Genomic DNA, 25,476 nt, shown 5'->3' with positions numbered 1-25,476 from the left:
GGCATTGCATTCTCTAGCACCCAGGCCAGTCGCCGATACGCGCCGCGTTTGCTCAGGGTTTCGCCGTGTGCCACACGCCGCCCTTGCCGTCGCCGTTGGCATCGCCGGCTTTCTTGTCCATGGCAAAACGGTACAGCGGATGTCCCTTGTAGGCCCATTGCCGCTTGCCGTCGGCGGCTGTCACAAAACTCCAGTCGGCAGCGGCCTTGTCATAGGAATCCGCCAGCGCCGCCGGCCAATTTGCGGCGCAGCCGCCCTCGCAAGCACTCTTGCCTGCTACCGTATCTTTGTCGAAGGTATACAGCGTGCGGCCTTCGTCATCCACCAGCTTGCCATTGACAGCCTTGGGTGCTTCGGCCAGGGCGGGTATCGCAAGAGCGGCGCAGCTCAGCAGCAGAAATAGGGGTTTTCGCATGATTCCTCCTCAGGATGATCGTCGGGAAAAATACAGATCAGAACCAGCCGGGCGAATGATTGCTGGGATAGCAGTTAAACGTCCGGCATGACGAGTTTATTCCAACTTTCTGCAACCATTTGATACATTATTTTCATTTTGCTGACCATTTACCTTCAGCAACGGGCTGCGTCGTCGCGGGATCAGGTCCTTATCGGATTTGCGCACGGTTTGCCTGGGGAATCCGAGTCATTGCGCAAAATCCTCTACACTGCCGACATCTAAGCTAATCGATAAAACAATCTTGCATGCACACCGACACTGAAACCATGCCCCCTGCCGTCGATGCTCCCCCGGCGCTGGAATGCCGCGGACTGCGCAAGTCTTATGGCCATGGCCGGGTGGTGCTGGCGCATCTCGACTTTGCGCTGGCGGCCGGCGAATACGTCGCCATCATGGGCGACTCCGGCGTCGGCAAATCGACCTTGCTCAACCTGATTGCCGGCCTCGACAGCGCCAACAGCGGCATGATACTGATCGACGGTGTCAGCATGTCGAGCCTGGACGACGACGCCGCCACCTTGCTGCGCCGGCAGAAACTCGGTTTCATTTTCCAGGCCTTCCATGTATTGCCGCACCTGACCTTGCAGCAGAACGTCGCCCTGCCCTTGCTGCTCAACGGCGCGCCGCAGGAACGCGCGCTGGAACTGCTGGCGGCGGTCGGCCTGGCGGGCCGCGGCAACGACTTCCCGCGCCAGCTGTCGGGCGGCGAAATGCAAAGGGTGGCGATTGCGCGCGCCCTGGTGCATCGCCCCAAGCTGATCCTGGCCGACGAGCCGACCGGCAACCTCGACCCGGATACCGCGCATGAAGTGCTGGCCCTGCTGCGCCAGGAAATCAAGGCCAACGGCGCCTCCGCCATCATGGTGACCCATTCCGCCGCCGCAGCCGCCAGCGCCGACCGGATCCTGGTCATGAGCGCAGACGGTTTGCAGCCGCTGAAGCAATGACGCCTGCCGCCGCTACAGCTGCCGCCGGCGCCGGCAATCCGCTGCGCACCTTGGCGCGCTGGCTGCTGCTGGGCGAATTGCGCGCCCACCCGGTGCGCGCGCTGGTGGCGATTGCCGCCATCGCGCTCGGCGTCGCGCTCGGCTATGCGGTAGACCTGATCAACGGCGCCGCCTTCAACGAATTCTCGGCCGCCGCCAGGAGCTTGTCCGGCCAGTCCGACCTGCAGCTGCGCGGCGTGCAGGGGACCGTCGACGAAGCCGTCTATCCCCAACTGGCAAAACGGCAAGGCGTGGCGATAGCCAGCCCGGTGCTGGAGCTCAACGTCACGCTGCCGGGCAAGACCGGCGCGCTGAAAGTGCTTGGCATCGACACCTTCCGCGCCGCCCGCATCACGCCCGATCTGATCGGCATGGCCGACTCCGGCAGTCCGTTCGACACCCTGGCCGACGACGCCATCTTCCTGTCGCCGGCAGCCCAGCAATGGCTGCAGGTGCGGCCGGGCCAGATGCTGGCGCTGCGCAACGGCACCGCCAGCGTCAGCCTGCGGGTGGCCGGCGGCCTGGCGGGCGCCCGCGCCGGGCAGCGGATCGCGGTAATGGATATCGGCGCCGCCCAATGGCGCTTCGGACGCATCGGCCAGCTCTCGCGCATAGACCTCAAGCTGCAGCCGGGCGTCAACCGCGAAGCGTTCAGGCGCGCGCTGCAGGCCGAATTGCCGCCGCATTTGCAGGTATCGGCAGGCCAGGACCAAGAGAGCAGCAATAACAACATGTCGCGCGCCTACCGCATCAACCTGAATGTACTGGCCCTGGTGGCGCTCTTCACCGGCGCGTTCCTGGTGTTCTCGACCCAGGCGCTGTCGGTGATCCGGCGCCGTTCGCAGTTTGCCTTGTTGCGTGTGCTCGGATGGCGGCGCGCCCAGTTGCTGCGCCAGGTATTGCTGGAAGGCGCTTTGCTGGGCTGTCTCGGGGCGCTGCTTGGATTGGCGCTGGGATACGCGCTGGCGGCCGCCGCCTTGCATTTTTTTGGCGGCGACCTCGGCGGCGGCTATTTCCGCGGCGTGCAGGCCAGCGTGCAGTTCGACCTGCCGGCGGCGCTGGTTTTTTTTGCGCTCGGCAGCGGCATCGCCTTGCTCGGCAGCCTGGCGCCGGCGCTGGAAGCGTCGCGGGCGCATCCGGCGGCGGCGCTCAAATCCGGCAGCGAAGAAACCGCGCTGGCGCCGCTGGCGACACCCTGGCCGGCGCTGGCCTGCCTGCTGCTGGGAGCGCTGCTGACGCAGCTGCCGCCGCTGTTCGGCTTGCCTGTGTTTGGTTACATCGCGGTGGCGCTGCTGCTGGTCGGCGGCATCACGCTGATGCCGCGGGTGGCGGCGCTGGCATTCTCTGCGCTGCAAAGATTCAGCCTGGGGCGCCGCCATGGCGTGCTCACGACCCTGGTGCTGGCGCGCCTGGCCAACGTGCCGGGGCAAGCCTCGATTGCGCTCGGCGGCGTGCTGTCCAGCTTCAGCCTGATCGTGGCGATGGCGATCATGGTCGCCAGTTTCCGCATATCGGTTGACGACTGGATGCAGCAATTGCTGTCGGCGGACCTGTATGCGCGTTCCGCCGTCAGCGGCGAAACCGGCGCCATGCAGCCTGCCGAACAGCGCTTGCTGGCGGCCGTTCCAGGCGTGGCGCGCGCCGATTTCCTGCGCACCTCGACGCTCACGCTGGATCCGGCGCGGCCGCCGGTGATACTGATCGCACGCCGCATCGACGCCGCCGATCCGGCCCGCGCGCTGCCCATCGTCGGTCCGCTGCTGCCGGCCGGCGCGATTGCCGCCGGCAGCTTGCCGATCTGGGTCTCGGAAGCCATGGTCGACCTGTATGGCTATCGCTTGGGACAGCAGGTCACGCTGCCGCTGGCGAACCGTCCTTACCGCTTTACGGTGGCCGGCGTCTGGCGCGACTATGCGCGGCAATCGGGAGCAATCCAGCTGCGCCTTGCGGATTACCAGCGATTGAGCGGCGACACCGAAGTCACCGACGCCGCGCTCAGGCTGCAGCGCGATGCCGATCCCGGCGCGGTGATCAGCGCACTGCGCCAATTGCCGTTCGGCGCCGCGCTGGAGATTTCCCAGCCGGGCGAAATCCGCGCGCAGACGCTGAAGATTTTCGACCGCAGCTTTGCCGTCACTTATCTGCTGGAAATCGTCGCCATCGTGATCGGCCTGTTTGGCGTGGCGGCCACCTTTTCCGCCCAGACCCTGGCGCGGGCGCGCGAGTTCGGCATGCTGCGCCATGTCGGCGTCACGCGGCGCCAGGTCCTGTCCATGCTGGCGCTGGAAGGCGGTTTGCTGACCGCGCTGGGGATGCTGGTCGGTTTCCTGCTGGGCTGGGCCATCAGCCTGATCCTGGTATTCATCGTCAATCCGCAATCGTTTCACTGGACCATGGAGCTGCACATGCCATGGCAAGAACTGGCGGCGGTGGCGCTGTTGCTGCTGCTGTCGGCCGGCGCCACGGCGTTGCTGGCGGGCTTGCGCGCCGTGTCCGTCGATGTGCTGCATTCGGTACGGGAGGATTGGTGATGTTTTTTCGCTGTTGCCGTTTTTGGCTGCTGAGCGTCCTGTTGCTGGCGGCGCCGCCGCAATTCGCTGCGCCGCCGCGCTTCGCGCAAGTGACGCCGGAACGGCAGCTGGCGCTGCCGCAGGACAGCGGCGCCCACCCCGATTTCCGCACCGAATGGTGGTACGCCACCGGCTGGCTGGCCACACCGGACGGCAAGCCGATCGGTTTCCAGGTCACCTTCTTCCGTTCCGCCACCGAGCACGACCGCGCCAATCCGAGCGCCTTTGCCCCTAGCCAGCTGATCATCGCCCATGCGGCGCTGTCGGATCCCAGCCTGGGCAAACTCCTGCATGCGCAAAAAAGCGCGCGCGCCGGTTTCGGCCTGGCCTATGCCAAGGAAGGCAACACCGATGTCGCCGTGGATGACTGGCGCTTGCTGCGCAACGCCGACGACAGCTACCAGGCCAGCATCGCCGCCGATGAATTCACCCTGCAGCTCAGCCTCAAACCCGTCCAGCCGCCCATGCTGCAAGGCGACCACGGCTATTCGCGCAAGGGACCGCAAGCCGCGCAAGCCAGCTATTACTATAGCGAGCCGCAGCTGCAGGTCAGCGGCAAGCTGGTGCGCGCCGGCCGTGCGCAAGAAGTCAGCGGCAGCGCCTGGCTCGATCACGAATGGTCCACCAGCGTGCTGGACGCCGACGCTGTCGGCTGGGACTGGCTGGGCGCCAACCTGGATGACGGTTCAGCCTTGATGGCGTTCCAGATCCGCAGCCGCGACGGCAGCAAGCTGTGGGCGCACGCCGCACTGCGCGACGCCGATGGCAAGGTTACCCAGTTCGCGCCCGGGCAGGTCAGCTTCCAGCCGCAGCGCAGCTGGCGTTCGCCGCGCACCGACGCCAGTTATCCGGTGCAGCAGGTGCTGCATGCCGGCGCCGCCGAATGGTCGCTGGCGCCTTTGCAGGATGACCAGGAACTCGATTCGCGGCTGTCGACCGGATCGGTGTATTGGGAAGGCGCTGTGACCGTCAACCGCAACGGCCGGCGCGTCGGGCGCGGCTACCTGGAATTGACCGGTTATCTCAAGGCATTGAAATTCTAGGCACCCGGTTTTTGCGGCGGCGTCACATTTCGCCGCAGACTTCGACAATCGCATCCGCCACCGCCCGCACCCGCGCCGTACGGTTCAGGTCGCCGTGCAGCACCAGCCAGATGTCGTAGGCTTCGGCGCGCTGCGGCCAGATCCGCGCCAGCAGCGGATCGCCGTCGGCCATGTGGGTCGGCAGTTCGCCGATGCCGAGTCCGGCGCGCACCGCTTCGATCATCATCAGGCCGGAATTGACTTCCATCGCCACCTTGGCGTTGCCGATAGCTTCGCCGCACAAGGCCACCCCTTGGGAGGGTGAAATGCTGCGCTGGTAGATCACCAGGTCATGGCCGGCCAGCGCCGTATCGGGCTGCGGTTCGCCACGCAGTTTCAGGTAGCTTTTTGCCGCATACAGGCCGACTTCACGGCGCGTCAGGTGGCGCGAGATCAGGTCCGGGCTGCTGGGACGTATGGTGCGCACCGCCAGGTCCGCTTCGCGCCGGGTCAGGTTCGACACCTGGGTGGAGGTGCTCAGCACCACCCGGATATCCGGATGCACCGCATGCAGCCGCTGCATGGCGACCATCAGGAAATGCTTGCCCATGGTATCGGTCGCTGCCAGCCGCACCACGCCGGATAGACGATCGTCAATGCCCTGCATCTGCCGCTGCAGCTGGTCGGCGGCGTGCTCCATCCGCTCCGCCGCGGCAAACGCCAGCTCGCCGGCCGGGGTCGGCACGTAGCCGGTCGGGGTGCGCAAGAACAGGCGCGCGCCCAAAACCTGCTCCATGGCGTTCAGGCGGCGGCCGGCGGTGGCCTGGTCCACCTGCAGCAGCGCCGCGGCGCCGCGCAGCGTGCCGGCGCGGTATATGCCGAGGAAAATCCGGGCGTTGTCCCAATCCATAAAGCTCTCCTTGGCGATGCATTTTTGCATCAGACCAATGAAATTATACGGATTTATTACATCAACTGGGCGGACTACCATAGAGCCTTGCCGACCAATGCCGCCACATCACAGGAGAAACAGACCATGTCAGCTCAATGCCCCATCCCCGCCGCCAGCGCTGCCCGCACGGCACCCGGCGGTTTGCTGCCGCTGCTGACGCTGGCGATCGGTTTCGTGATGGCGATGCTGGACGTTACCGCCGTCAATGTCGCCTTGTCCGATATCGCGCACAACCTGTCGGTGCCGCTGAGCGGCCTGGTGTGGGTGGTGGACGGCTATACGCTGACCTTTGCCGCCCTGCTGCTGGTCGGCGGCGCGCTGGCGGACCGCTACGGCGCCAAGACTATCTACCTGAGCGGGCTGGTGGTGTTCATGCTCGGTTCGCTGCTGTGCGGCGCGGCGCCCGACGGCAATACCCTGATCGCCGCCCGCATGCTGCAGGGCGTCGGCTCGGCCTTGTTCATGCCCAGCTCCCTGAGCCTGCTGACCCACACTTACGAAGACGACCGCGTCCGCGCACACATGCTGGGCACCTGGTCGGCGATTGTCGCGGTGGCGGCGGCCATGGGTCCGCTGGTGGGCGGCGTGCTGGTCGACAGTTTCGGCTGGCGCAGCGTGTTCCTGATCAATGTCCCGGTCGGCTTGCTGGGCCTGGTGCTGGCGCAGAAGGTGATTCCTGCCGCTCCCAGGCACTGGCGGCCGCTGCCTGCCGCCAGCCACGCGCTTGGCATCGCGGGACTGGCCAGCCTGTGTTTTACCTTGATCGAAGGGCCGGTGTTCGGCTGGACCTCGGCGCCTATCCTGGCCACCGCGGCGCTCGTGGTGATCGCCCTTGCCTTGCTGGTGCGGCGTGAACGGCGTGGCGCAGAGCCGCTGCTGCCGCGCGCATTATTCGCCACGCCGCGCTTTGCCGCCGCCAATGCAATCGGCTTCCTGGTCAACTTCGGCGCATTCGGCCAGTTGTTCCTGCTGAGCCTGTTCTTGCAGCAGGCGCGTGGCGCCGACGCCTTGCACACCGGTTTGCAGCTGCTGCCGGTGATGGCCGTATTTTCTATCGGGAACCTGCTGTCGGGACGCATTACCGCGCGCTGGGGCGCACGCCTGCCCATGCTGGGCGGCTTGCTGCTGGCGGCTTTGCTGGCCGCGCTGCTGACCGGCATGCGGCCGCACACCTCTTACCTGCTGTTCGCGCTGGCGGTCGCCATCGCCAACTGGGGCGTCGGCATTGCCGTACCCGCCATGACCACCACCGTCATGCAGATTGCCGGACGCAGCCACGCCAACAGCGCCGCCGCGGCCTTGAACGCCAACCGCCAGATCGGCGCGCTGGTCGGGGTCGCCATCATCGGCAGCATCCTGCACGCAGCGCCGAGCTGGGAAATACGGATTCCGCTGGCCTTCGGCGCGATCGGCCTGGCTTACGGCGCCGCCGCCTTGCTGGTCGGGCGCTATATCACGAGTCCAGGCAAAGCCTGACTACCGGCTGGCAGGCCTGGCCGAAACCGCAAGCGCTTTCGTGGCTTGCGGTTTCTTTTTTTTGCTATCCCGGGCTACACTTAACCAAGTTATGCGCAACCGAAAGATGATACATTTAACACATTTGATTCCAGCAGCACCCTGCTGCATTCCTAAATGGGAGACGCATGAAAAATTCATTTCTATTTCTCGCCGCTATCCTTCTTGCCGGCTGCAGCGCATTGCAGCCCAACGTGCGCAGCTACACGCCGCCGCAACGCAGTCCGGCGCCGGTATCGCTGTCGGAATCGCTGAGCCCGTCGGAGCAAGTGATCGATGTGCCGCAGCAGCCATCGGCCCGCAAAGGCGGCGAACTGTCTGACACCGTGGAGCGCATGGCGCGCAAGACGGCTTGCCTGCCGGCCCAGCCCGGTGCAACGCTGATCGCAAAGACCGGCGCCGTCGAGACCTACCAGGTCAGTTGCCAGGATGGACAGCAGCAGCTTTACAAATGTGAACAGCGGCAGTGCCGCATGATGAATTAAATCCAGGCCACAGGCGGGTCCCATGAAAACAGCACTAGGAATACTGGTCTTGATTTCGCTGCTGTCCGGCTGCGCCTATCCAAACCTGAAATGCGACGATCCCGATGTCCGCCCGTCCTGGTGCGACGATACGGGCGCCAGCCATGGCGCCAAACGCGCGCAATAAGAACCGCCCGGCTCGGGCGGGTAGCAGCTTCCTGGATTTTATAACGGTGGCGCGGCGATGAACTCGGCCAGGTGTTCGGCCTGTTCAGAGTATGCCTGCAGCGTCGGATAATCGGCCGCGATGACGATTTCTGGCAGCATCATTTGCGTAAACTGCCAAGCCACCGCGGTGCTCACCCCGGCCTGGTTGATCGTCTTGCTGCCGGCTTCCAGCGGCTTGTTGCGCAGTTCCTGCTCCAGTGCCTGGTAAGCCGCGAACAACTGGCCCTGGACGCGGACGACCCATGGCTCGTGCTGCTTTTCCACCGGCCGCAAATTGCGCTCATACACAATCTGCACGGTTTTTTCGCATGCCGCCAACGCCAGCCCGATCACCCGCAGCGCATGCTGGCGCTCGCCGATGGCGGCCGGCATCAGGCTCTTGCGCGGCGCCGCCAATGCTTCCGCGTAATCCAGGATAAGGCTGGAATCCATCAACACCTCGCCGTCGTCGCATACCAGCGACGGCGCTTTGACGACCGGATTGATCTGGCGGAATTGTTCGAAGGTGCTGAACACCGAGACGGAATGGTGTTCGAATGGGATGCCAAGCAGTTGCAAGGAAATCGAGACGCGGCGGACGAAGGGTGAGTCAAGCATGCCGATGAGCTGCATAGGTTCTCCTGTTGATGGTTCAGCGACGCGGCACGCAGCCGGCGCGTTGAATTTATCGGAGGGAAATCCTAGCACAGATTGCTGCGGTCACCGGTTGCCGGCAGCAGCAAAGGCGGTTACATCAGGCCTCTTCCACCTCGCGCTTGGCCGGGCTTGCGTAGATATCAATACATTTGAATGCGTCCGCATAGCGCTTCGGATCACCGCCGGCTTCCAGGCGTTTCTTGAATTCCTCGGCCTCGCCGGTACTGTCGAATTCGTAGGCAAGTCCTTTAAAAATGACGGTAGCTTCAGTCAGCCTGACCATTGCAATCTCCTTAGCCCAATGTCGAAAGATAAAGATTTCCCTGCCTGGCAAAAACATCGACTTCCCGCCGCGCGGGAAAAGCAGTGCCGATCGTGCAGGAAAAATAGCGGATACCCGGCTCCGCCGCGACAGCGGCGCACCGGGCATGCGGCCCGTTTCATCCCTTTGATGGTACGCTTTTGGTGATCCGTCTTGAACTGTCAATAGTGGCAGTTATTTGCATATTCCTGCAAGTTCGCGGCGACGCCCTGATCAAGCAGACGCGATTGCGATTCCGGACCTATTCACTGTTGTCCACGGACAGGCATCTGTCAAACAAGAAAATGTTATGACTTTGTCGGTCAACGTAAAAGAAAAGCCCTGACAGGAAAACATGTTGCAAAAGCGATATTTCTTCCTGGCCTGAATGCCGGCCTATTGCCGTACAGTGGAACGCACCAGCCCTACGAAGTTTTGCAGGTCATTGGCGGCCAGGTCGGATACCGTCCAGTAACTCATGCCGTCCCAGGTCCAGCGCACCAGGTGGTAGCCTTGATGATTTTGCAACTGCGGCGGCTGGTCGCGGTCGTTGCTCGGCCAGATATACAAATTGATCGGATGCCGCGCGCGGCGATAGACCAGCGCTGCCACCGGCCGGCCATCGAGATAATCGAGGCGGCCGCCGACCAGCGGAAAACCCTGCTGCGCCAGGTCCACCACCGGCGGGGAGAAATCGAGCTTGCCGTTGAACCAGGGTTTTACCGTGTGCTGGTCGCTTGAAACCACGTCCGACAGGTGGTCGACCTGCAGCGAACGCACATGGCTGGCCACCACTTCGCCAGTCAGCCGGTCCTGGTCTGACGGCAGGTTGAGATACAAACCGGCGCTCCAGGCCAACGCCAGCCCGGCTGCCATGGCCGCGCCCAGGTTCATCCAGTTGAAACCCCAGGATCTTGCGCGCGCGGCTTCTGCCGGCAAAGCGCTGTTGATGCGGTGCGCCAGATGCAGCGGCGCCTCGAAATAAACCGCGTCCTTCTTGAAGCGTGCACTGACGATGCGCTGCGCCGCATATTCGCGCTGGCAATCGGGGCAGTTTTCAAGATGGCGCTGTACTTCCTGCATCTCCACTATGCCGAGCTCCTGGTCTGCAAAAGCCGGCAACAGCTCCAGTGTTTCCTGATGATCCATCATGCCTCCTGCCTGGCCGGCGCAAGGATTGCCGCCAGCAATTTACGGCCGCGCCCAAGGCGCGACATTACGGTACCGATGGGGATGCCGACAATCGCGGCGATCTGCTTATAGGACAGTTCCTCCAGCTCGCGCATCACCATCACCTCGCGAAACTCCACGGGCAAGGCGTGCAGCGCCTGCTGCAGCTGCCGCTCGCTGTCTTTCTGCATCAGCAGCAGCTCCGGGTTGCCGTCGGCCATGCCGGCCGCGCTGAAATCATGCACATCCTCGTCAAATACCGTCTCCTGCCGCTGCTTCTGCTGATCCTGGTACCAGGTGTAGAAAGTATTGCGCACGATCGTCAGCAGCCAGGCGCGGCTGTCGTCGCCATGGAAACCGTCGTAGAACTTGAAGGCGCGCAGATACGCTTCCTGCACCACATCCTCCGCATCCTGGCGGCTGCGCGTGAGCCAGCATGCCAGGTTGAATGCGGAATTCAAGTGCGGCAGCACGTTCGCTTGGAATCGCTGTTTTTTTGTCGGGACTGTCATTCACGCGTTTCCAGGGTTCATGAAACACAAGACTGCAGATGCGAAAAATTTATTCCCGAAAAAGGCATTTATCCGGGAACAAACCACAGGGTACACCGGTATAGGACTTTGTCGATCAAGTGATCGCGACCTGAAGGTCAAGGATGTCCATTTCATGCCCGGCATCAAGGATGGAATTTCTCGTGCCTTTCGAGCATCAGGGTGAAATCCTGGATCCGCTTGGTACGCGTCTCTGGTTTCTTTGCCGTCTGTATCCGGAACAGCAGCGCATAGCGATTGCCGCTGTCGAGCGTGGAAAAAAACGCCAGCGCGCGCGGACTGGCATCCAGCGCTGCCTGGAAATCGGCCGGCACGGTGGACTTGCTGGCCGAGTCATAAGCCGCTTCCCAGCGGCCGTCGGCTCGGGCGCGCTCGATTTCCTTCAGCCCGGCCGGCGCCATCCGGCCGCTCTCGACCAGCAGCAGAGCCTTGTCGCGGTTGATCTTGGACCAGATGCTCCTGGCTGAGCGCGGCGTGAATTTCTGCAGCCAATAGTGTTCATCGTCGGCCTTTTTCTGGCCATCTATCCAGCCGTAGCACAGCGCCGACTCCAGCGCCTCCTGGTAGGAAACCGAACTCTGCTCCGCACCTTTCTTCGCCAGCCGCAGCCAGACCCCGGCCGACTTGCCGTGGTTCTTTTTCAGCCATGCGGTCCAGTCCTTTTGCTGCTCGAAAAGCTCTACCGACAACTCCGCTGCCTTGCCGTGACCTGGATTCATCCGCTTTTTCCTGGGTTGATGGAAGTTGCATTCTATTACTATTTCCTTGTTCTCCGGACCGGGGCCGGCCTTGAGCAAATATATATCGTATTGTGATATATTTACCGCTCTCAAGAACCCTGCCGCTCAAAGCGGCAATTGCCAGATGCCACCGTCCTCCCTCTCCAAGCAAGACTTTGAAGCGCTGTCGACATTCCGTTACCAGCTCCGTAAATTCCTGCGCTTCAGCGAAGAAGCGGCGCAGAGCGAAGGCGTCACTCCGCAGCAATACCTGCTGCTGTTGCACGTAAAAGGCACTCCTGGCCGCGACTGGGCCAGCGTCGGCGAGCTGGCCGAGCGCTTGCAGTCGCAGCACCACAGTGTGGTGGCGCTGATATCGCGCTGCGAAAAACTCAAGCTGGTGCAGCGCCGCAACAGCGAAGTCGACCGCCGCCAGGTGAACATCCACCTGCTGCCGGCCGGCGAACGCTGCCTCGCCAAGCTGGCCGAACTGCACCATGCCGAATTGAATACCCTGGCCGACATCTTCCGCATCCCGACCATCAATAGCTGAGAAACCCACCATGTCATCGACACAGCACTCACACAAGCGCGATTTCGCAGCGGACACGCGGCTGCTCAGGATTTCCCTGATCGCGGTGGTCATCGGCGGCTTCGGCACGCTGGCGGCATACGCCTTGCTGAACCTGATCAGGCTGTTCACCAACCTGTTCTTCTATCAAACACTGTCTTTCGCTACCCGTTCACCCGCCGGCCACCATCTCGGAGCCTGGGTGATCGTGCTGCCTGTGCTGGGCGGCTTGATCGTCGGCCTGATCGCGCGCTTCGGTTCCGACAAGATCCGCGGCCACGGCATTCCGGAAGCGATTGAAGCGATCCTGTTCGGCAAAAGCAAGATGTCGGCCAAGGTCGCCGTCCTCAAGCCGCTGTCGTCCGGCATCGTGATCGGCAGCGGCGGCCCGTTTGGCGCCGAAGGTCCGATCATCATGACCGGCGGCGCCATCGGCTCGTTGATCGCACAGCATTTCCACCTGACCGCAGCCGAACGCAAGACCCTGCTGGTGGCCGGCGCGACAGCCGGCATGACGGCGGTGTTCGGCACGCCGGTGGCCGCGGTGCTGCTGGCGGTGGAGCTGCTGCTGTTCGAACTGCGCCCGCGCAGCCTGCTGCCGGTCATCGTTGCCTGCGCCGTAGCCGGATTCACCCGGCCTCTGCTGCTGGACGCCGGTCCGCTGTTTCCCTTGCAGACACCGGAAATCGGCCTCAGCGCCCTGTTCTCCTGCGTCGTTGCCGGCATCCTGGGCGGCGCATTGTCGGCGCTGATGTCGACTGCCTTGTACCGGGTCGAGGACCTGTTCGGCAAATTGCCGATCCACTGGATGTGGTGGCCGGCGCTGGGCGGCGTCGCGGTCGGCATAGGCGGCTATTTCGAGCCGCGGGCGCTAGGCGTAGGCTACGACGTGATCGGCGATCTGCTCAACGGCAACCTGGCTTTGCAGCTGGCGCTGAGCCTGCTGCTGGTGAAAGCCGTGATCTGGGTGATTGCGCTCGGCTCCGGCACCTCCGGCGGCGTGCTGGCGCCGTTGCTGATCATCGGCGCCGGCCTGGGCACGGTGCTGGCGCCGTGGCTGCCGGGCGGCGATGCGCATTTGTGGCCGCTGGTGTGCATGGCTGCGGTGCTGGCCGGAGTCCTGGGCGCACCGCTGACCGCTGCCGTGTTTGCCTTTGGCCTGACCCACGACACCAATGCCTTGCTGCCGCTGCTGCTCACCACCGGCGTCGCCTACGGCTTTACGGTGCTGACCATGCGGCGCTCGATCATGACGGAAAAGATCGCCCGGCGCGGTTATCACATCTATCGCGAATACGGCGTCGATCCGCTCGAGCGCCAGCATGTGGATGAAGTGATGACCCATGCGGTGGCGGCGATTCCCGCCAGCCTCACCATCGCGGAAACGCTGGAGCGCTATTTCGGTACGCAACAGGTGCACCGCTGCTATCCGGTGGTCGACATGAACCAAGGCTTGATGGGCATGGTCGAACGCAGCAGCTTCAGCCCACAAGCCGACGGCAGCAATCCCCTGGCGACCTTGTTCAATCCGGCCTGCCTGGAGCAATCTGCCGCCTTGGTCGCGCTGCCGTCCGAAACCTGCCGGGTCGTCGCCGCGCGCATGGCGACCCACCACCTGGAACGGCTGCCGGTGGTCAGCGACCTGCAAAGCCGGCGCCTGGTCGGCATCATCAGCCGCAGCGACCTGATCAAGCCGTCGCGGCTGTTTTTCGATGAAGAGCAAAAACGCGAAAGATTGTTGAGCTGAATCCAGTCAGGCCGCTGGCCGTCGTGTTTCAAACCGGTCCGCCAGCTGGTCCAACCCCTGCAGAATATGATCGGGCGACTGCCCCAACTCGTCAAACGCGTTGCCGGCCCGGTTGATCCAGCAGACCGGATAGCCGAAATGCCGCGCGCCCGACGCATCCCACGCATTTGATGACACGAACAGCAGTTCCGAACGATCGCAATGCATCTGCTGCTCCGCCAGCTGGTAGACCTTGTCGTGCGGCTTGAAGACACGCACGCTGTCGGCGCTGATCAGATGCGCGAAGCGCTGCTCCAGCCCGGACGCCTCTACCACGCTGCGTATTGAATTGGCAGAACCGTTGGACAGGATCGCCAGCGGCAATCCTATTGCCTGCAGCCTTGCCAGCGCTGCGGGCACTTCCGGGTACGGCGCGATACTGAGATATTCCGCGCAGAGCGCTGAGAGCGCGGCCTCGCCGAGCGGCAGCCGCAGCTGCCCGGATGTGAACTCCAGGGCGTCGCGAGTAACCTGCTCGAAATCGGCATAGTCGCCCATCAGGCTGCGCAGCCAGGTGTACTCAAGCTGCTTCTGCCGCCAGGCCGTGCTGATTTCGCGCCCCCGGCCCGGGTGATAGGCATCGCAGGCCGCAGCGACCGAATGCACGTCGTATAGCGTGCCGTAGAGATCGAATACGATACCTCTTATATTCTTCATTGTTCTTCCTCTGTAAGCTGGCGGATCAGTCGTTTCCTCTTCCCCATGCCTCAGTGTAAATGAGAATACTGCTCGCCACTTTTCTGCTGCTCGCGCCGCTGGCCGCGTACGCGCACCAGGTTGTCAGCGTGGCCGACGGCGACAGCATGACGCTGCAGGTTGGCCGCAACCGGATCAAGCTGCGCCTGGCCGATATCGACGCGCCGGAAATCAGGCAGGCGTTCGGCCCGCAGGCCCGGCAATCGCTGCATCAGCTCTGCGCCGGCACGGATGTCCAGTACAACACGCGAGCCACCGATCGTTTCGGCCGCAGCGTTGCGGCCGTGCGCTGCAATGGTATTGATGCCGGCCGGGCCCAGGTGGAGCGCGGCATGGCTTGGACCTCTGCGCGAAGCAACCGCGAACTCAAGGCTCTTGAGGCAATCGCGCGCAATAACAGGACCGGATTGTGGTCAGCCGCGAATCCGGTGCCGCCCTGGCGTTTCCGGCACGGCGCCTCCCGCGGCGCGGCTTGCCATGTCGGCCCGCGCGGCGGCCGCTATCAATGGATTGGCGGACGCAAGGCGTACGGCTGCTGAAACATGGCGGGCTGGATGGCGCCGGCGGCACATCCCTGAATTGCTTCATTCGGTGCGGGCGGCGCCCGATTTGGCCGAGTAGCCGTCGTTGAGGGTTTTCAGGAAGGCGATCAGGTCGCCGATTTCTTCCTCGTCCAGGGCTGGCGCTTCGCCCATCTTGCGGTTCAGCGGAGCGTCCAGGTTATCGATGTTGGCGCGGTAACGCGGCGGCAGGTCGTCGAACTTGGCGAGTTTGCCTTTTACCTTCGGATACCACCTGGCGGGATCGGTGTCGCGCGTGACATAAAAATGCATCATGTCTTCCAGCGTATGGAAACGGCCGTTGTGGAAGAAGACTGCCCGCGTCGCCACGTTACGCAAGGTGGGCGATTTGAACATGCCGCAGAATTCCGCCTCCCGCGCCATATCCTTGCGCTCGGGGCCGCAGATGCCAAGGTCGGCATATTTCGGATTGCGGTTCGCCGCGATCTCGAGGTTACGCGGCACGCCCAGCGCCTGGAAACCGAAGTCGGTGAATTGCGCCGGCCGTCCTCCCGGCCCGGGCGTGTCGATGTGGCACTTGGCGCAATTGCCCTTGCTTGGATTGTTGAACAGACCGTAGCCGCGCAATTCGGCCGGCGCAAACTCGGCGTTGCCTGCCATCGCCGCATCGAATTTGCTGGTATAGGGATGGAAGCTCGCGTCTTCAATCTGGAATGCTTCCAGCGCCAGCGTCGCCTGTTCCAGTGCCGCCGCCGGCCGCTGGAAGATGTCGGCGCCATAGGCTTGCCGGAACTGTTCGGCATAAGCGGTCTTTTGCAGCTTGGCGACCACCGCCTGCGGATCCGGATTGGCCATCTCGTTTGGGTTAAGTAGCGGAATCAGCGCTTGCTCATGCAAGGAGTCGACCGCGCCATCATGGGTGAAGCCGCCGGTAGGACCTTCATCCTCGGTATCGTCCGGACCGGGGACGTAGTAGTGGCGCGTAAACTTGGGAGTGAAGCCCAGGTAACGCAAGGACGGCACGGCGCGCGTCCCTTGCCGTTGCATGTCGGCGCCGCCCAGCTGTACGGCCAGTCCGTTGGGCGGCCCGTAAGCATGGTCCGGACTGTGGCAGGTGGCGCAAGACATGGCGCCGGAAGCCGACAGCGAGGAATCGAAGAATATCTGCTTCCCCAAACTCGCCGCAGTACTCAGCGCAGCCGGCGGCTCAGGATAACGCACCCACATTTTCAGCGCCGGTTTAGGCGCAGCCGGCGCCGCACCAGCCGCATGCGCCGCCCGGGCCGTCGTTTCCGCATCGTGACAGCCAGCCAGCAACGCAGCCGCAAACAGCACAGCAGCGCCATGCCAACGCATGCAAACAAGCCAGCCGCGATTGTTACCCAAGATTCTCAACCCATTTCCATAAAACCGCATTTAAATTAGGGTCAGAGTCGAATTTTTATTTGAGGAAATATTTGACTCTGACCCTCATTTTTTAATTCAACTCTGACCCTAATTTTTTCAGGTCAGAAGTTGAACATTGCCATCAGGTCACCGATGGCGGTGGTGTTGACCGGGCGGTACTGGTCGGCGGCGAGGCTGACCGGGTTGGGCAGGTTGTCGCGGCTGCGGGGCGACAGCGGCGCCAGGCGCCAGTTGCGCTCGATGAATTTCAGCACCGATGAGTGATCGTAGTAGGTGTGGTCGATGAAGCCGGTGCGGGCGTAAGGCGACACTACCAGGAACGGGATGCGCGGGCCGTCGCCGAAGAAGTCGACGTTCTGGATGTAGCCGGTGTCGAAGTGGCCGCCGCCTTCATCGGTAGTGACCAGGATCGCGGTATGCGCCCACAGCGTCGGGTTCGCCTTGACCTTGGCGATCAGGTCTTGCAGGAATGCCTCGTAGCGCGCCGGTGCTGAATAGCCGGGGTGGCCGCTGTCGAGGTTCTTTGGCACCACGAACGAAACCGCAGGCAAGCTGCCCTTGGCGATGTCGCTGTAGAAGGTGGTGAGGCCTGCCAGGTTCGATTTCAGGCTGCTGTTCATGATGTTGCTGGACGCGACCAGCGGATCGCCGATGGCGTTGTATTGGGCGCCTTGCGTCACCGACACCGGGAAACCAAGGGCCGCGGCGTCGGCGGTGACGTCGGCTGTTTCGCGAGCGCCCGTATACCACTTCCAGCCGACGTTTTTCTTGGACAGGCCTTCAGCGATGGTGGGCACGGTTTGCGGCGGGTAGTTGTAATTGTTGGGACCGATAGGCTGCACATTGCCGTTCATGTCGTAGCCCGGATTGTAATTATTGACCAGGTAGTATTTGCCGGCCTCGCAATTGCTCTTGACCTTCTTGCCAACAAGGAAATTCAGGATGGCGCCGACGCCAGGCTGGCCCGCATCGGAACAGTTGACGTAGGAGCCGCCCTGGTAGCCGTCCTGTGAATAGAAATTGGGAGTTTGCGCCAGCGGATTCGGATTCTCGATCTGGTTCGCCGGCGGCACGCCAACCGCGCCGCCGCTGTTGAAATACGGCAGGTCGCCGGTAGCGATGCTGAAGAAGTTGGCGCCGGTGCCGCCCATGATGCTCTGGTGATAGTTGTCGCTCAACGCATATTGCTGCGCCAGCGATTTGAAGAAAGGCGCATCGCCGGTGTTCATGTTAAGGAAGCTCATCAGCTCGCCGCCCTGCCCCGGATTGCTCGGTGTGATGCCGGTGGTGTCGCCGCCCTGGCCGACGGTGGCGGCGACCCAGGTAAACATATCCAGCTTGGCATTGTCGCCGCCGGTTTGCTGCCACATCTGGAAGAAGCGATGCACCGGATCGCCGGTCAGCGCGCTGTTGGCGGTGCCGTAAGCCACATATTTGGTCAGCTGGAACGGGCCGTTCGGCAGGTTTGCCGGGAAACGGGTATCCGGCACGCCGCCCGGATTCTGGAAGGTCGGCGGGCTGAGTTCGCCGATTGCGGTCGGTTGCGGCAGGGTAGCGTAAGCGCCGGCGCGGGCCGGGTTAAGCGTATAGGCAGTCTGGCTAGCCCCCTGGTTTTGCAGCGCCAGGCTGAAGTTCGGACCGGGAGTGCCGTCGGCGTTGATGATCCCTTGCGACAGCAAATTCTTTACGGTCTGCCCTTGCGGCGGCTGATAAGCGCCGAATACCGCATCGAAGGTCTGGTTTTCGCCGACGATCACGATGACGTTCTGGATCGGGGTGGTGGTCGGGCCGTTGTTCAGCGCCACCAGCGACTGGATCGCGCTCGCCGGCAATGCGCCGCTGACGCTGCCGCTGGCCGGGATCGTCAGGACTGCGCGATTGGCGTCGGCGCCGACCGCGACCTGGCCGGTATGTACGGTAAAGTGCGCCAGCTCGAACAGATTATCGAGCGGATCGCTTGCAATCGCCTGGTAGGCGGTGCTGCCTATCGGATCGCCGGTCTCGCTGGCAGGCACGCCAAGCGCAGTAAACAAAGGCTGCAGCGGCAAGGAGACGTCACTGACTGCCTGCGCTATGCTGGCTGAGCTGATTTTAGCAGCGCTGATTTGCGCTGCGCTCGGGCTGCCGTTCGGGATCAGGCCGAGCACACGCTGGGTCACCAGCGAGGTCAGAGGATTCAGGTTGGCTTGCACGGTCCCCACCTGGGTCGAGCTCGGATTGATGACAGCAGACAATGTGGCGGCGCTGCCATCGGCGTCGTTAAACGGCGCGGTCAGGATAAAAGGCGCGCTGCCTTTCAGCGTCAGCGTGAATTTGCCGCTGGCGTCGGTTAGCGCCGTCTGTACGTTCTGGCCGCTGCTGTCGGTGATGGTTACATTGACGCCAGCCAGCGCTTTACCGCTCGCCGCAACGCCGTTTACCGTGGCGCCGCCAGCGCCGAGCGCATTTCCGCCGCCACCGCTGCAGCCGCTCAGATAGGCTAGCGTTGCGCATGCCAGCGCCAAGGAACGAAGTTTCATGGTTATCCCGTGATTGGATGATTGTCAGATTCAGGCCAGAGTGCATGGGCGCCACAGGCGGCTGCATCTGGATAAACCCGCATTCTCACGAGGAAATGTGACTGCCTGATGTCAGGAATTTCCGAAGCTGAAAAAAGCAACAGACCGCTTGTTTAGAATGAGCGTTCCATTGCGCCGGATGATTTAGTGTGTTGTGTTCGGAAAATAAAAGGCAAGCTATGAAGATGTCACGGATTGCAGCATCTTAGTGATCGAGGATGAGTAGATCGTCAAAGCTGAATCCGCGCACCCTCACCGTATTTAAGGGCAGTGTCAGTCCCAGTCCATGTCTGATTTTCTTGCGTAAGCGCATGATCATGGTGTCCAGCCGGTTTTGATCGTAGCTCAAATAGTGCTCGCCAAATTCGTCAATAATCTTCTTCCTGGACGCCACCTCGCCTTTTTCCAGCAGGGCGAAGGTTTTGATCAATGTAAATTCAAGGCTGGTAAGTTTGATCTTGTTGTTGTTTGGCGCAGTCAAGGTCCGCTGATGCAAGGACAGGCGCCAAGGCACCATGAGGCCCTGGGTCAGGTTGGCTATGTCGGGGGGGAATGGATGCGTGTGATCTATTTGAAGGATGGTGATGGATTTATTTTGTTCCCTCAGGCTTTGTCCGGCCAGAAAGGTAGCCGATGTTTCGCTCCAATTGATCTGATAACCGGCGCTGCTGAAAAAATCGCAGATCTCATTTTTATCCCGAGTGTCATCGTTCAGGAGAAGCAACGTCATCATTTTTTGCCCCAACAAAGTAGATTCATAGCCATATGTTGGTTCATGGAAATACTGTTATCATGACAATTCATGACATTTTCCATATTTTTTTAGAAACATGATGATCCACGGATGGGAAACGCTGTTGCTAATGCATCCGTAACACAGGCAGGTCCGCCCTGAATGTAAATTCATCGCCATGATGGCCTGAAAATCCCGTATCTCGTTTGCCCGATCAACGGGCATATTTGCATCCAATTCTGTGAATCATTCGCCCTGCCAGCGAGCTGCCCCACTACTGTCACTCTCTCCTTTGCGCATTCCAGTCAGCGCTTTGCCCATGTCAGGAATCATCATTTTCCAGGCAAATGCCGAGATTACTCTTTTCATGATCTTTGAGGTTTTCATGCCGACACGCTGGGCACGAAAGCGAAAAAGATTCCGTGCGGCCGCCTTCTATTGATTAAGCGGTGGTCCGTTTAAGTATATGGCTCAACGCCATATACGCCCACATGAAAAGGAATGATTATGAAAAGCGAAGAACTGAATCAGAATAACTGGGGAGTGTGCGGTTTTGTCGCAGCCGTTCAGGCCGCCAACCTGAACCACAAGCCGGGAGGCAATCTCGCGGCTGACACCTATGGGACGTTGTTCCCTCTGATCGAGAATTTCTGCAGAAATCATGCAGACCGGTCAGCAGAACTACTGGACTTTTCAAAGGTTTTCGGGGCAGTGTTTGCCTATAAAAGCCTCAAAGAAGTCACGGATAAGATGCGTGGCAACCATGCAATGGATGAACAGGTGGGAATTGCGATGACCGCAGCGGCCGTCAGCCTGCTGTGCAAAGACCTGGGCTTCTTGAACTATGATTTTCATGCGACGACAGCAACCACCAACGCCTTGAATCTCGATAAGCCGCTACCGTATAAAAACGCGATTTACGGCCTGGGGAAAAGAGACAACCAAGGCAACTATCGATACGGCCTGTTGCACTGGGTATATGTTGACGCCAATGGAGATGTCCTGACATGGGGAAAGAAAGGGGCTGATGCCGTCAGGGCACTGAAAGACAACGGCTACGATAAGCTGACGCACTATCTGCCAGGACTCAGTTAATGCCGGCGCCTTTTCGGGGCGCCCTGAATCCCGCTGCTTCATCCTCCTGACGCATCGCATGAGATCCATCGCAGGCGGGCAATCGGATCGTCCGATCCGATGCCCGCCTTTTCTACTTTTAGCGAAAATTCCAGTTAAATACTTATACGGCGCAACATGCCGGAACTGAATTTATTGATGGCCGCCGTCACCATATAACAAAACAAAAAGAACCAGATCATCGCATACAGGTAAACCCATAACATGATCTGTGTCGTTCCGCTGGCGTTGATGACTGTGTTGCAGCGGCTGACCAATTCCGACACGCCTATCACCGAGGCGGTGGAGGACGCCATGATAATAATCACAAAGAAATTACACAAATTAGGGATAAAAAGCAGTGCGTTCTGAAATCTTTCGTTGCGCCATGCCTGTATCGCACTGAGCAAATTATCTGAAACAAAACCCGCCACGGCCAATGCCAGCGCCAACGCCGCTTTCAGCCAGGAAGGAAAAGACAGGTTGATAGTAGAAAATGGCAACATCAATGATTCCGGCAGCATGAACATCAGATAAAACTGGAATACAAATGTCGGCACATTACGCATGAATTCGGTCAAGCTGGCTCCTGCAAGAGCCAGCTTCCGATGGCGGGACAGCCGTAACAGAACCAGCAGGCCGCCGCAGGCCGCGCCAATACCCAATGCGAGCACGGAAATCAGGATATTCCACATAAAGCCAATTGCCAAAAAGGGAGTCCACTCAAGCAGATTTCTCGTGATTTCAATCCATCCCATGGCACCACCTCCGCTCTACCCGTTGCAACAGACGCAGCACCACGAACACCAGAACCAGGAATAACAGCATCAATGTATTCATCATCGTTGCCACCGTTCCGTGCTCAGCGATAATTGAAGTGGACACCGACAACAGTTCAGGCACTGCAACAGCACTGGCCATCATGGTGGCTTTGCTCACATTCACCAGGGACGCCAATATCGATGTCGAACAGCGACTCGCGATTGCTCGTAAAGTACCTAAGTTCAGCCGAAAGCCGGGATCTCGCAAACGTTCTTTGTCGCTGGCATTTTCCAGAATGTGCAAAATACCTGATCCGGTGTACCAGCACAGGCACAGCACGACAATCAGGAAGGAGTTCAGCTGTATCCCCCAGTTGGCTGCCAGTACGCTGCCTATTCCAAATGCCAGCACGTAAATCTGCAACAGAGGCGGGGTCATTCTGCCAATTAAAGTAAAACCTTTTAAAAATTGACTGAGCAGCGGAATCCTCTGCTCTATGGCCAGCGCGAAGATCATGCCGCTAACCAGGCTGCCGAATACGCAAGAAGCCGTGAGCGCCAACGTGGTGAATAAAGCACGGATAAATTGATCACGCTCATAGTCGTCGTAAATGAAGGTGAGATTGACGCCGGTTTTTTCTTTGACCAGCAATCCGAATTGACGCAAGCCTGTGGTTTCAGTTGATGTGATGAAGATAGGGTTACGGCAAACTACCGGCCATTGGCCGTCCGGCAAACGCCGGCAAACGAATGCGCCCTTTTCATCTTTCTCATTCCACAAGGTATGCATCTCGGTCAAAAAAATGGAAGGCGGCAGGCGCCATTTCTTTTCCAGTTCAAGCAAAATGCCGCGCCGATGCCATTGCGCGACGGTATCGCCGATGAAGCGCTCCAATGCACCGCCTTTTTCAGAGCGCGCAATAGCTATGGCCCATGGCGTCAGAAGCTGCGGGCGCAGTTTGGTTTTGTAGTATTTCCACTCATCTGACAATAAATCGCCCGCGATCGCTGTGTTATCAAACAGCCAGCCGGCGCAACGGCCGTCGCGCACTGCCAGTTTGGCGTCGCGGCCATTTGCAAATATCTGCAAATCCAGCAGATAGCGGGTAGCCATTGCGCGGTTGAAGTAACTGCCTTGGGTGGCGCATACCTTTTGCCCCCGCACGTCGGCCCAGGTGTCTAGCTTGCTGTCCGGCCGCGTCATTAACGTTACGCCGGAAGAGTAGTAGTTGGGCTCTATCAAATCGGCAATCTGCCTCCGTGCGTAGGTATCGCCTAAAGTCGCGATCGTCAGATCTATTCCGCCTTCATCCAGTACCTGCAAGCGGTTAGCCCCAGTCACCGCCACTTTGCGCAGGGCGACGCCTAGGCCCCGCGCCAGATCTTCTGCCAAGTCATGCTCAAAACCCTGGAGCGTTGCATCCGGCGATAACATCCCAAAAGGCGGGTAATCCGTCTTGACTCCCACGATCAGCACACCGCGTTTTTTGATTAAATCCATGCGACTTTCGGCATGCGCAGCGGCAACGAACATGAGAACGAATACAAGTAAACAAGCGCAGCCTATTTGCCATCCCGATCGCCGGATTCTCCTGCCCGGTTTCATACAGGATTGGCCAGCACTCGCATGCCATAGCCAAGTTCAGCCGGAATCCAGGAGCACAGGCGCCGGTCGAGACAACGCATCAAACTGGATTGCGTTACCAGCCACTCAGGAAACACACTTTCCGGCTGCCACTCGCTGATCGCAAATCCAGCCTCAGCCAACTCTTCGCATAAGGTACGCAATGAGTAGAGATGATAGAAGAACGTCAGGTTGCGCCCCTGGATGCGCCTCGTGAAGCAGATATTGCCCGCTTCATCATGCGGCGGCCGGGCATGGCCCAGAGTTCGAGCCAGCCCGTATTTGAACAATTCCCAAGGTCTGCGCCGGAAGATTGAAGGAACAGATAAAATCAATTTTCCATCGGCCCGAATCAGACTGCGCATTTTATGCAAAGTCTCAAGCCGCAAATTGCGTTCGACCACGTGCGACAAGACGCCAAACAACATGAGAATTGCATCGTAGCAGGCGTATCTGTTCAAGCCATCCAGATCGCCATACACAAAAGTAACGCGCTCGCGGTGAGACGTGGTTCGCAGCCGGGATTCGAACTCAGTCAAAGAAGCAGCAGAAATATCGTAGGCGGTTAGATGGGCCTGCGACTTTTCCAGCAAGGCCAACGAATATCGGCCATTTCCACAACCGAAATCAAGGATCTGGTCGACTTCGGCCAATCCTTTTTCCAGCAAATACGTCATGGTTGCGACATTAGGTTCGGGATAGCGTCGACGATATCCATCGCTTAGGAAATAATGATCATAAGTTTCTTGCATTGTTCTGCTTATATCGTTCGCATCTATGGACATGGCATGGTCTCCTGCGTGGATTGACGTGGAAAGCGACAATGATTCGCTGCGTGCTAAAGCTGTTTGATATGTCTTATTTCCGCCAGCAACACAGGCAGGCCCCGCTCCTCCCTCTTTATTGCGGATTCGATTTTTTCCAGAAAAAATCGAACGCGTGCGGATAAAGGCCGGCCATTCCTGATATGCCATCGCGTCCAGAAAATCAGCAGATGGGCCAGAAAAAACAAAGTCAGACTGCGAATTTTTTCAAACTGAATAAAAACCCTGTATATGCTGAGCACGAACCAAAGCCCCAGAAGCGGCGCCAGGTAGGCATCGAGGATGCTGGCAATTGCTATCGGGAAGGTGGAAAAAATCCAGGGTGTGCCGTTGCGGTAGAAGTCGCTGACCAGATCATTGGTCTGGATCGCAGTGCCGCGATATTTAGGGAATTCGTCTGCATTGCTGACGTAGTTACTGTTGCGATGCACTTCTCGCATCGCCTCCAGCAATGCATAAGTTGTGGCCGGCGGTAATTTTTTTTGAGCAACTACTGAGATATTCGCCGCCAACAGCTTGACATCGCCACTTGGAATTTTCCCTTTCAGATCAAAGATGCCGTTCGGCAGAGTTACTTTCTGCAAAAAGGGAAATTTCTTTACGATGGCCGATTGCTGCGTCAGCTCCACCAGAACAAATTTCTTGTTCTTTCCCAGTTCTGCCATCAACTCGCTCTCGGCGCCCAAGATAAACAGGCCGCCGTCAAATTCTTCGCGGGCAAGCCGGGCGACCCCGATATTCAAAGGAAGAAAGCGGATAAGCGTATTGCGTTGGTCTATGCCGTATGCCGCGAACATGCTCAGCAAGGTCTGGCTGGTGACGCTCTTTTCGGGAGGAAGAACCAGGCTTAAACCGCGCAGGTCGGCGAGCGACAGAATGCTCCTTTCCGTTTCCACTTTCCGGTTTACGAAAATGAAAATGGGTTGCAGTTGAATCTCTCCAAGAGATATCAGGCTAGCCTGGCTTTTACCCTGCAGATCGTTTGCTACGAAACCGATATCAATATGTTTTGTGCTGTCCGCCACCTCGGCGGAAATTTCATCTGTGTTTTGAAAAGAGACAATGTCAACCCGATAGGATTTTTTCTCCAGTATCTTTTTATACTGAAGCGCCATCGCATAAAAACTGCCGTCCTCCGGACCAGCGGCGATCCTGATCCGACGCGAAGGAACGGCGCTGAACGTGGCGTAGAGCATAATGAAAATCAGGCCGAGGCAAAGCAGCAGCCGCGCAAGCCGCAACATATCTTTTTGCATAAATAGAATCCGCGCAGGAATACAGAAAGTAAAAGAAGATCGGAATGCACACAAA

General features: G+C 60.0%; 26 protein-coding genes. 10 read left to right on the top strand and 16 right to left on the bottom strand.

Annotated features, from left to right (window positions below; all coding sequences use genetic code 11):
- Positions 1-52: 52 nt before the first annotated feature.
- Positions 53-415, bottom strand: a complete 363-nt coding sequence (locus V8G57_RS02370) for a COG4315 family predicted lipoprotein (protein ID WP_342828029.1) — start codon at positions 413-415, stop codon at positions 53-55.
- Positions 416-702: 287 nt separating this feature from the next.
- Here V8G57_RS02370 and V8G57_RS02365 point away from each other — a divergent pair, with 287 nt between their 5' ends.
- The 3 genes from V8G57_RS02365 to V8G57_RS02355 are packed head-to-tail and all read left to right on the top strand — an operon-like array spanning position 703 to position 5,056.
- Positions 703-1,404: an ABC transporter ATP-binding protein gene (locus V8G57_RS02365; protein WP_254784852.1), complete on the top strand. Its 702-nt coding sequence runs from the start codon at positions 703-705 to the stop codon at positions 1,402-1,404.
- A complete protein-coding gene (locus tag V8G57_RS02360) occupies positions 1,401-3,974 on the top strand; it encodes an FtsX-like permease family protein (protein ID WP_342828028.1) in 2,574 nt (857 codons plus the stop codon). Before V8G57_RS02365 ends, V8G57_RS02360 begins: the two co-directional genes overlap by 4 nt.
- A complete protein-coding gene (locus V8G57_RS02355) occupies positions 3,974-5,056 on the top strand; it encodes a lipocalin-like domain-containing protein (RefSeq protein ID WP_342828026.1) in 1,083 nt (360 codons plus the stop codon). The genes V8G57_RS02360 and V8G57_RS02355 overlap by 1 nt, the downstream gene beginning before the upstream one ends.
- A gap of 22 nt (positions 5,057-5,078) precedes the next feature.
- Here the strand turns inward: V8G57_RS02355 and V8G57_RS02350 are convergent, their stop codons facing one another.
- A complete protein-coding gene (locus V8G57_RS02350; protein ID WP_342828024.1) occupies positions 5,079-5,945 on the bottom strand; it encodes a LysR family transcriptional regulator in 867 nt (288 codons plus the stop codon).
- Positions 5,946-6,071: 126 nt separating this feature from the next.
- Between V8G57_RS02350 and V8G57_RS02345 the strand changes: the two genes are divergently transcribed.
- From V8G57_RS02345 to V8G57_RS02335, 3 genes are all read left to right on the top strand, one after another.
- Positions 6,072-7,463, top strand: a complete 1,392-nt coding sequence (locus tag V8G57_RS02345; protein WP_342828023.1) for an MFS transporter — start codon at positions 6,072-6,074, stop codon at positions 7,461-7,463.
- 167 nt (positions 7,464-7,630) lie between these two features.
- Positions 7,631-7,987 carry a hypothetical protein gene (locus V8G57_RS02340; RefSeq protein ID WP_139219965.1) on the top strand — a complete coding sequence of 119 codons (357 nt, stop codon included), beginning with the start codon at positions 7,631-7,633 and terminating at the stop codon, positions 7,985-7,987.
- Between the two features lie 22 nt (positions 7,988-8,009).
- A complete protein-coding gene (locus V8G57_RS02335) occupies positions 8,010-8,153 on the top strand; it encodes a hypothetical protein (protein WP_175500841.1) in 144 nt (47 codons plus the stop codon).
- 38 nt (positions 8,154-8,191) lie between these two features.
- Here V8G57_RS02335 and V8G57_RS02330 read toward each other — a convergent pair whose 3' ends face one another.
- The 5 genes from V8G57_RS02330 to V8G57_RS02310 all read right to left on the bottom strand — a co-directional run bounded on the left by V8G57_RS02330 (position 8,192) and on the right by V8G57_RS02310 (position 11,571).
- Positions 8,192-8,806 carry a glutathione S-transferase gene (locus V8G57_RS02330; protein WP_092392279.1) on the bottom strand — a complete coding sequence of 205 codons (615 nt, stop codon included), beginning with the start codon at positions 8,804-8,806 and terminating at the stop codon, positions 8,192-8,194.
- Between the two features lie 121 nt (positions 8,807-8,927).
- Positions 8,928-9,260 (bottom strand): hypothetical protein, encoded by a 333-nt coding sequence (locus tag V8G57_RS02325; RefSeq protein ID WP_342828021.1) that lies wholly within the window; start codon positions 9,258-9,260, stop codon positions 8,928-8,930.
- Positions 9,261-9,527: 267 nt separating this feature from the next.
- Positions 9,528-10,283, bottom strand: coding sequence for an anti-sigma factor family protein (locus V8G57_RS02320; RefSeq protein ID WP_342828020.1), 756 nt, complete (start codon positions 10,281-10,283; stop codon positions 9,528-9,530).
- Complete coding sequence (locus V8G57_RS02315; RefSeq protein ID WP_092392272.1) at positions 10,280-10,813, bottom strand: sigma-70 family RNA polymerase sigma factor; 534 nt, start codon at positions 10,811-10,813, stop codon at positions 10,280-10,282. Before V8G57_RS02315 ends, V8G57_RS02320 begins: the two co-directional genes overlap by 4 nt.
- Positions 10,814-10,977: 164 nt before the next feature.
- Positions 10,978-11,571 (bottom strand): YdeI/OmpD-associated family protein, encoded by a 594-nt coding sequence (locus V8G57_RS02310; protein WP_092392270.1) that lies wholly within the window; start codon positions 11,569-11,571, stop codon positions 10,978-10,980.
- Between the two features lie 145 nt (positions 11,572-11,716).
- On the opposite strand from V8G57_RS02310, the gene V8G57_RS02305 reads away from it, so the two are divergent.
- Entirely contained in the window at positions 11,717-12,124 is a 408-nt protein-coding gene (locus V8G57_RS02305) for a MarR family winged helix-turn-helix transcriptional regulator (protein ID WP_092392268.1), read from the top strand.
- A gap of 10 nt (positions 12,125-12,134) precedes the next feature.
- Complete coding sequence (locus tag V8G57_RS02300; RefSeq protein WP_342828011.1) at positions 12,135-13,889, top strand: chloride channel protein; 1,755 nt, start codon at positions 12,135-12,137, stop codon at positions 13,887-13,889.
- Positions 13,890-13,895: 6 nt separating this feature from the next.
- On the opposite strand, the gene V8G57_RS02295 is transcribed toward V8G57_RS02300, so the two are convergent.
- Positions 13,896-14,585 carry a haloacid dehalogenase type II gene (locus tag V8G57_RS02295; protein WP_092392264.1) on the bottom strand — a complete coding sequence of 230 codons (690 nt, stop codon included), beginning with the start codon at positions 14,583-14,585 and terminating at the stop codon, positions 13,896-13,898.
- A gap of 59 nt (positions 14,586-14,644) precedes the next feature.
- Here V8G57_RS02295 and V8G57_RS02290 point away from each other — a divergent pair, with 59 nt between their 5' ends.
- On the top strand, positions 14,645-15,163 hold the full coding sequence (locus tag V8G57_RS02290) for a thermonuclease family protein (RefSeq protein WP_342828010.1): 519 nt from the start codon (positions 14,645-14,647) through the stop codon (positions 15,161-15,163).
- Between the two features lie 45 nt (positions 15,164-15,208).
- On the opposite strand, the gene V8G57_RS02285 is transcribed toward V8G57_RS02290, so the two are convergent.
- The 4 genes from V8G57_RS02285 to V8G57_RS02270 all read right to left on the bottom strand — a co-directional run bounded on the left by V8G57_RS02285 (position 15,209) and on the right by V8G57_RS02270 (position 20,230).
- Positions 15,209-16,501 carry a cytochrome-c peroxidase gene (locus tag V8G57_RS02285; RefSeq protein WP_342828009.1) on the bottom strand — a complete coding sequence of 431 codons (1,293 nt, stop codon included), beginning with the start codon at positions 16,499-16,501 and terminating at the stop codon, positions 15,209-15,211.
- Positions 16,502-16,653: 152 nt separating this feature from the next.
- Entirely contained in the window at positions 16,654-19,071 is a 2,418-nt protein-coding gene (locus V8G57_RS02280; RefSeq protein ID WP_342828008.1) for an alkaline phosphatase family protein, read from the bottom strand.
- Between the two features lie 244 nt (positions 19,072-19,315).
- The gene (locus V8G57_RS02275; RefSeq protein WP_139219964.1) at positions 19,316-19,843 is read right to left on the bottom strand and encodes a winged helix-turn-helix domain-containing protein; all 528 of its coding nucleotides are present in this window, start codon (positions 19,841-19,843) and stop codon (positions 19,316-19,318) included.
- Between the two features lie 246 nt (positions 19,844-20,089).
- Complete coding sequence (locus tag V8G57_RS02270) at positions 20,090-20,230, bottom strand: hypothetical protein (protein WP_175500840.1); 141 nt, start codon at positions 20,228-20,230, stop codon at positions 20,090-20,092.
- Between the two features lie 120 nt (positions 20,231-20,350).
- On the opposite strand from V8G57_RS02270, the gene V8G57_RS02265 reads away from it, so the two are divergent.
- On the top strand, positions 20,351-20,938 hold the full coding sequence (locus V8G57_RS02265; protein WP_139219963.1) for a hypothetical protein: 588 nt from the start codon (positions 20,351-20,353) through the stop codon (positions 20,936-20,938).
- 134 nt (positions 20,939-21,072) lie between these two features.
- Here V8G57_RS02265 and V8G57_RS02260 read toward each other — a convergent pair whose 3' ends face one another.
- The 4 genes from V8G57_RS02260 to V8G57_RS02245 all read right to left on the bottom strand — a co-directional run bounded on the left by V8G57_RS02260 (position 21,073) and on the right by V8G57_RS02245 (position 25,421).
- Complete coding sequence (locus V8G57_RS02260; RefSeq protein WP_342828007.1) at positions 21,073-21,714, bottom strand: polar amino acid ABC transporter permease; 642 nt, start codon at positions 21,712-21,714, stop codon at positions 21,073-21,075.
- A complete protein-coding gene (locus V8G57_RS02255) occupies positions 21,701-23,218 on the bottom strand; it encodes a transporter substrate-binding domain-containing protein (protein WP_342828006.1) in 1,518 nt (505 codons plus the stop codon). Before V8G57_RS02255 ends, V8G57_RS02260 begins: the two co-directional genes overlap by 14 nt.
- A gap of 101 nt (positions 23,219-23,319) precedes the next feature.
- Positions 23,320-24,126: a methyltransferase domain-containing protein gene (locus V8G57_RS02250; RefSeq protein WP_342828005.1), complete on the bottom strand. Its 807-nt coding sequence runs from the start codon at positions 24,124-24,126 to the stop codon at positions 23,320-23,322.
- Positions 24,127-24,179: 53 nt separating this feature from the next.
- Positions 24,180-25,421, bottom strand: coding sequence for a TAXI family TRAP transporter solute-binding subunit (locus tag V8G57_RS02245; protein ID WP_342828004.1), 1,242 nt, complete (start codon positions 25,419-25,421; stop codon positions 24,180-24,182).
- Positions 25,422-25,476 lie beyond the last annotated feature (55 nt).

The sequence above is a fragment of the Collimonas rhizosphaerae genome (genome assembly GCF_038896935.1).
Taxonomy (GTDB): domain Bacteria; phylum Pseudomonadota; class Gammaproteobacteria; order Burkholderiales; family Burkholderiaceae_D; genus Collimonas; species Collimonas rhizosphaerae.
The sequence above is the reverse complement of the archived record's forward strand: the minus strand, read 5'-3'. Positions and strand labels throughout refer to the sequence as shown.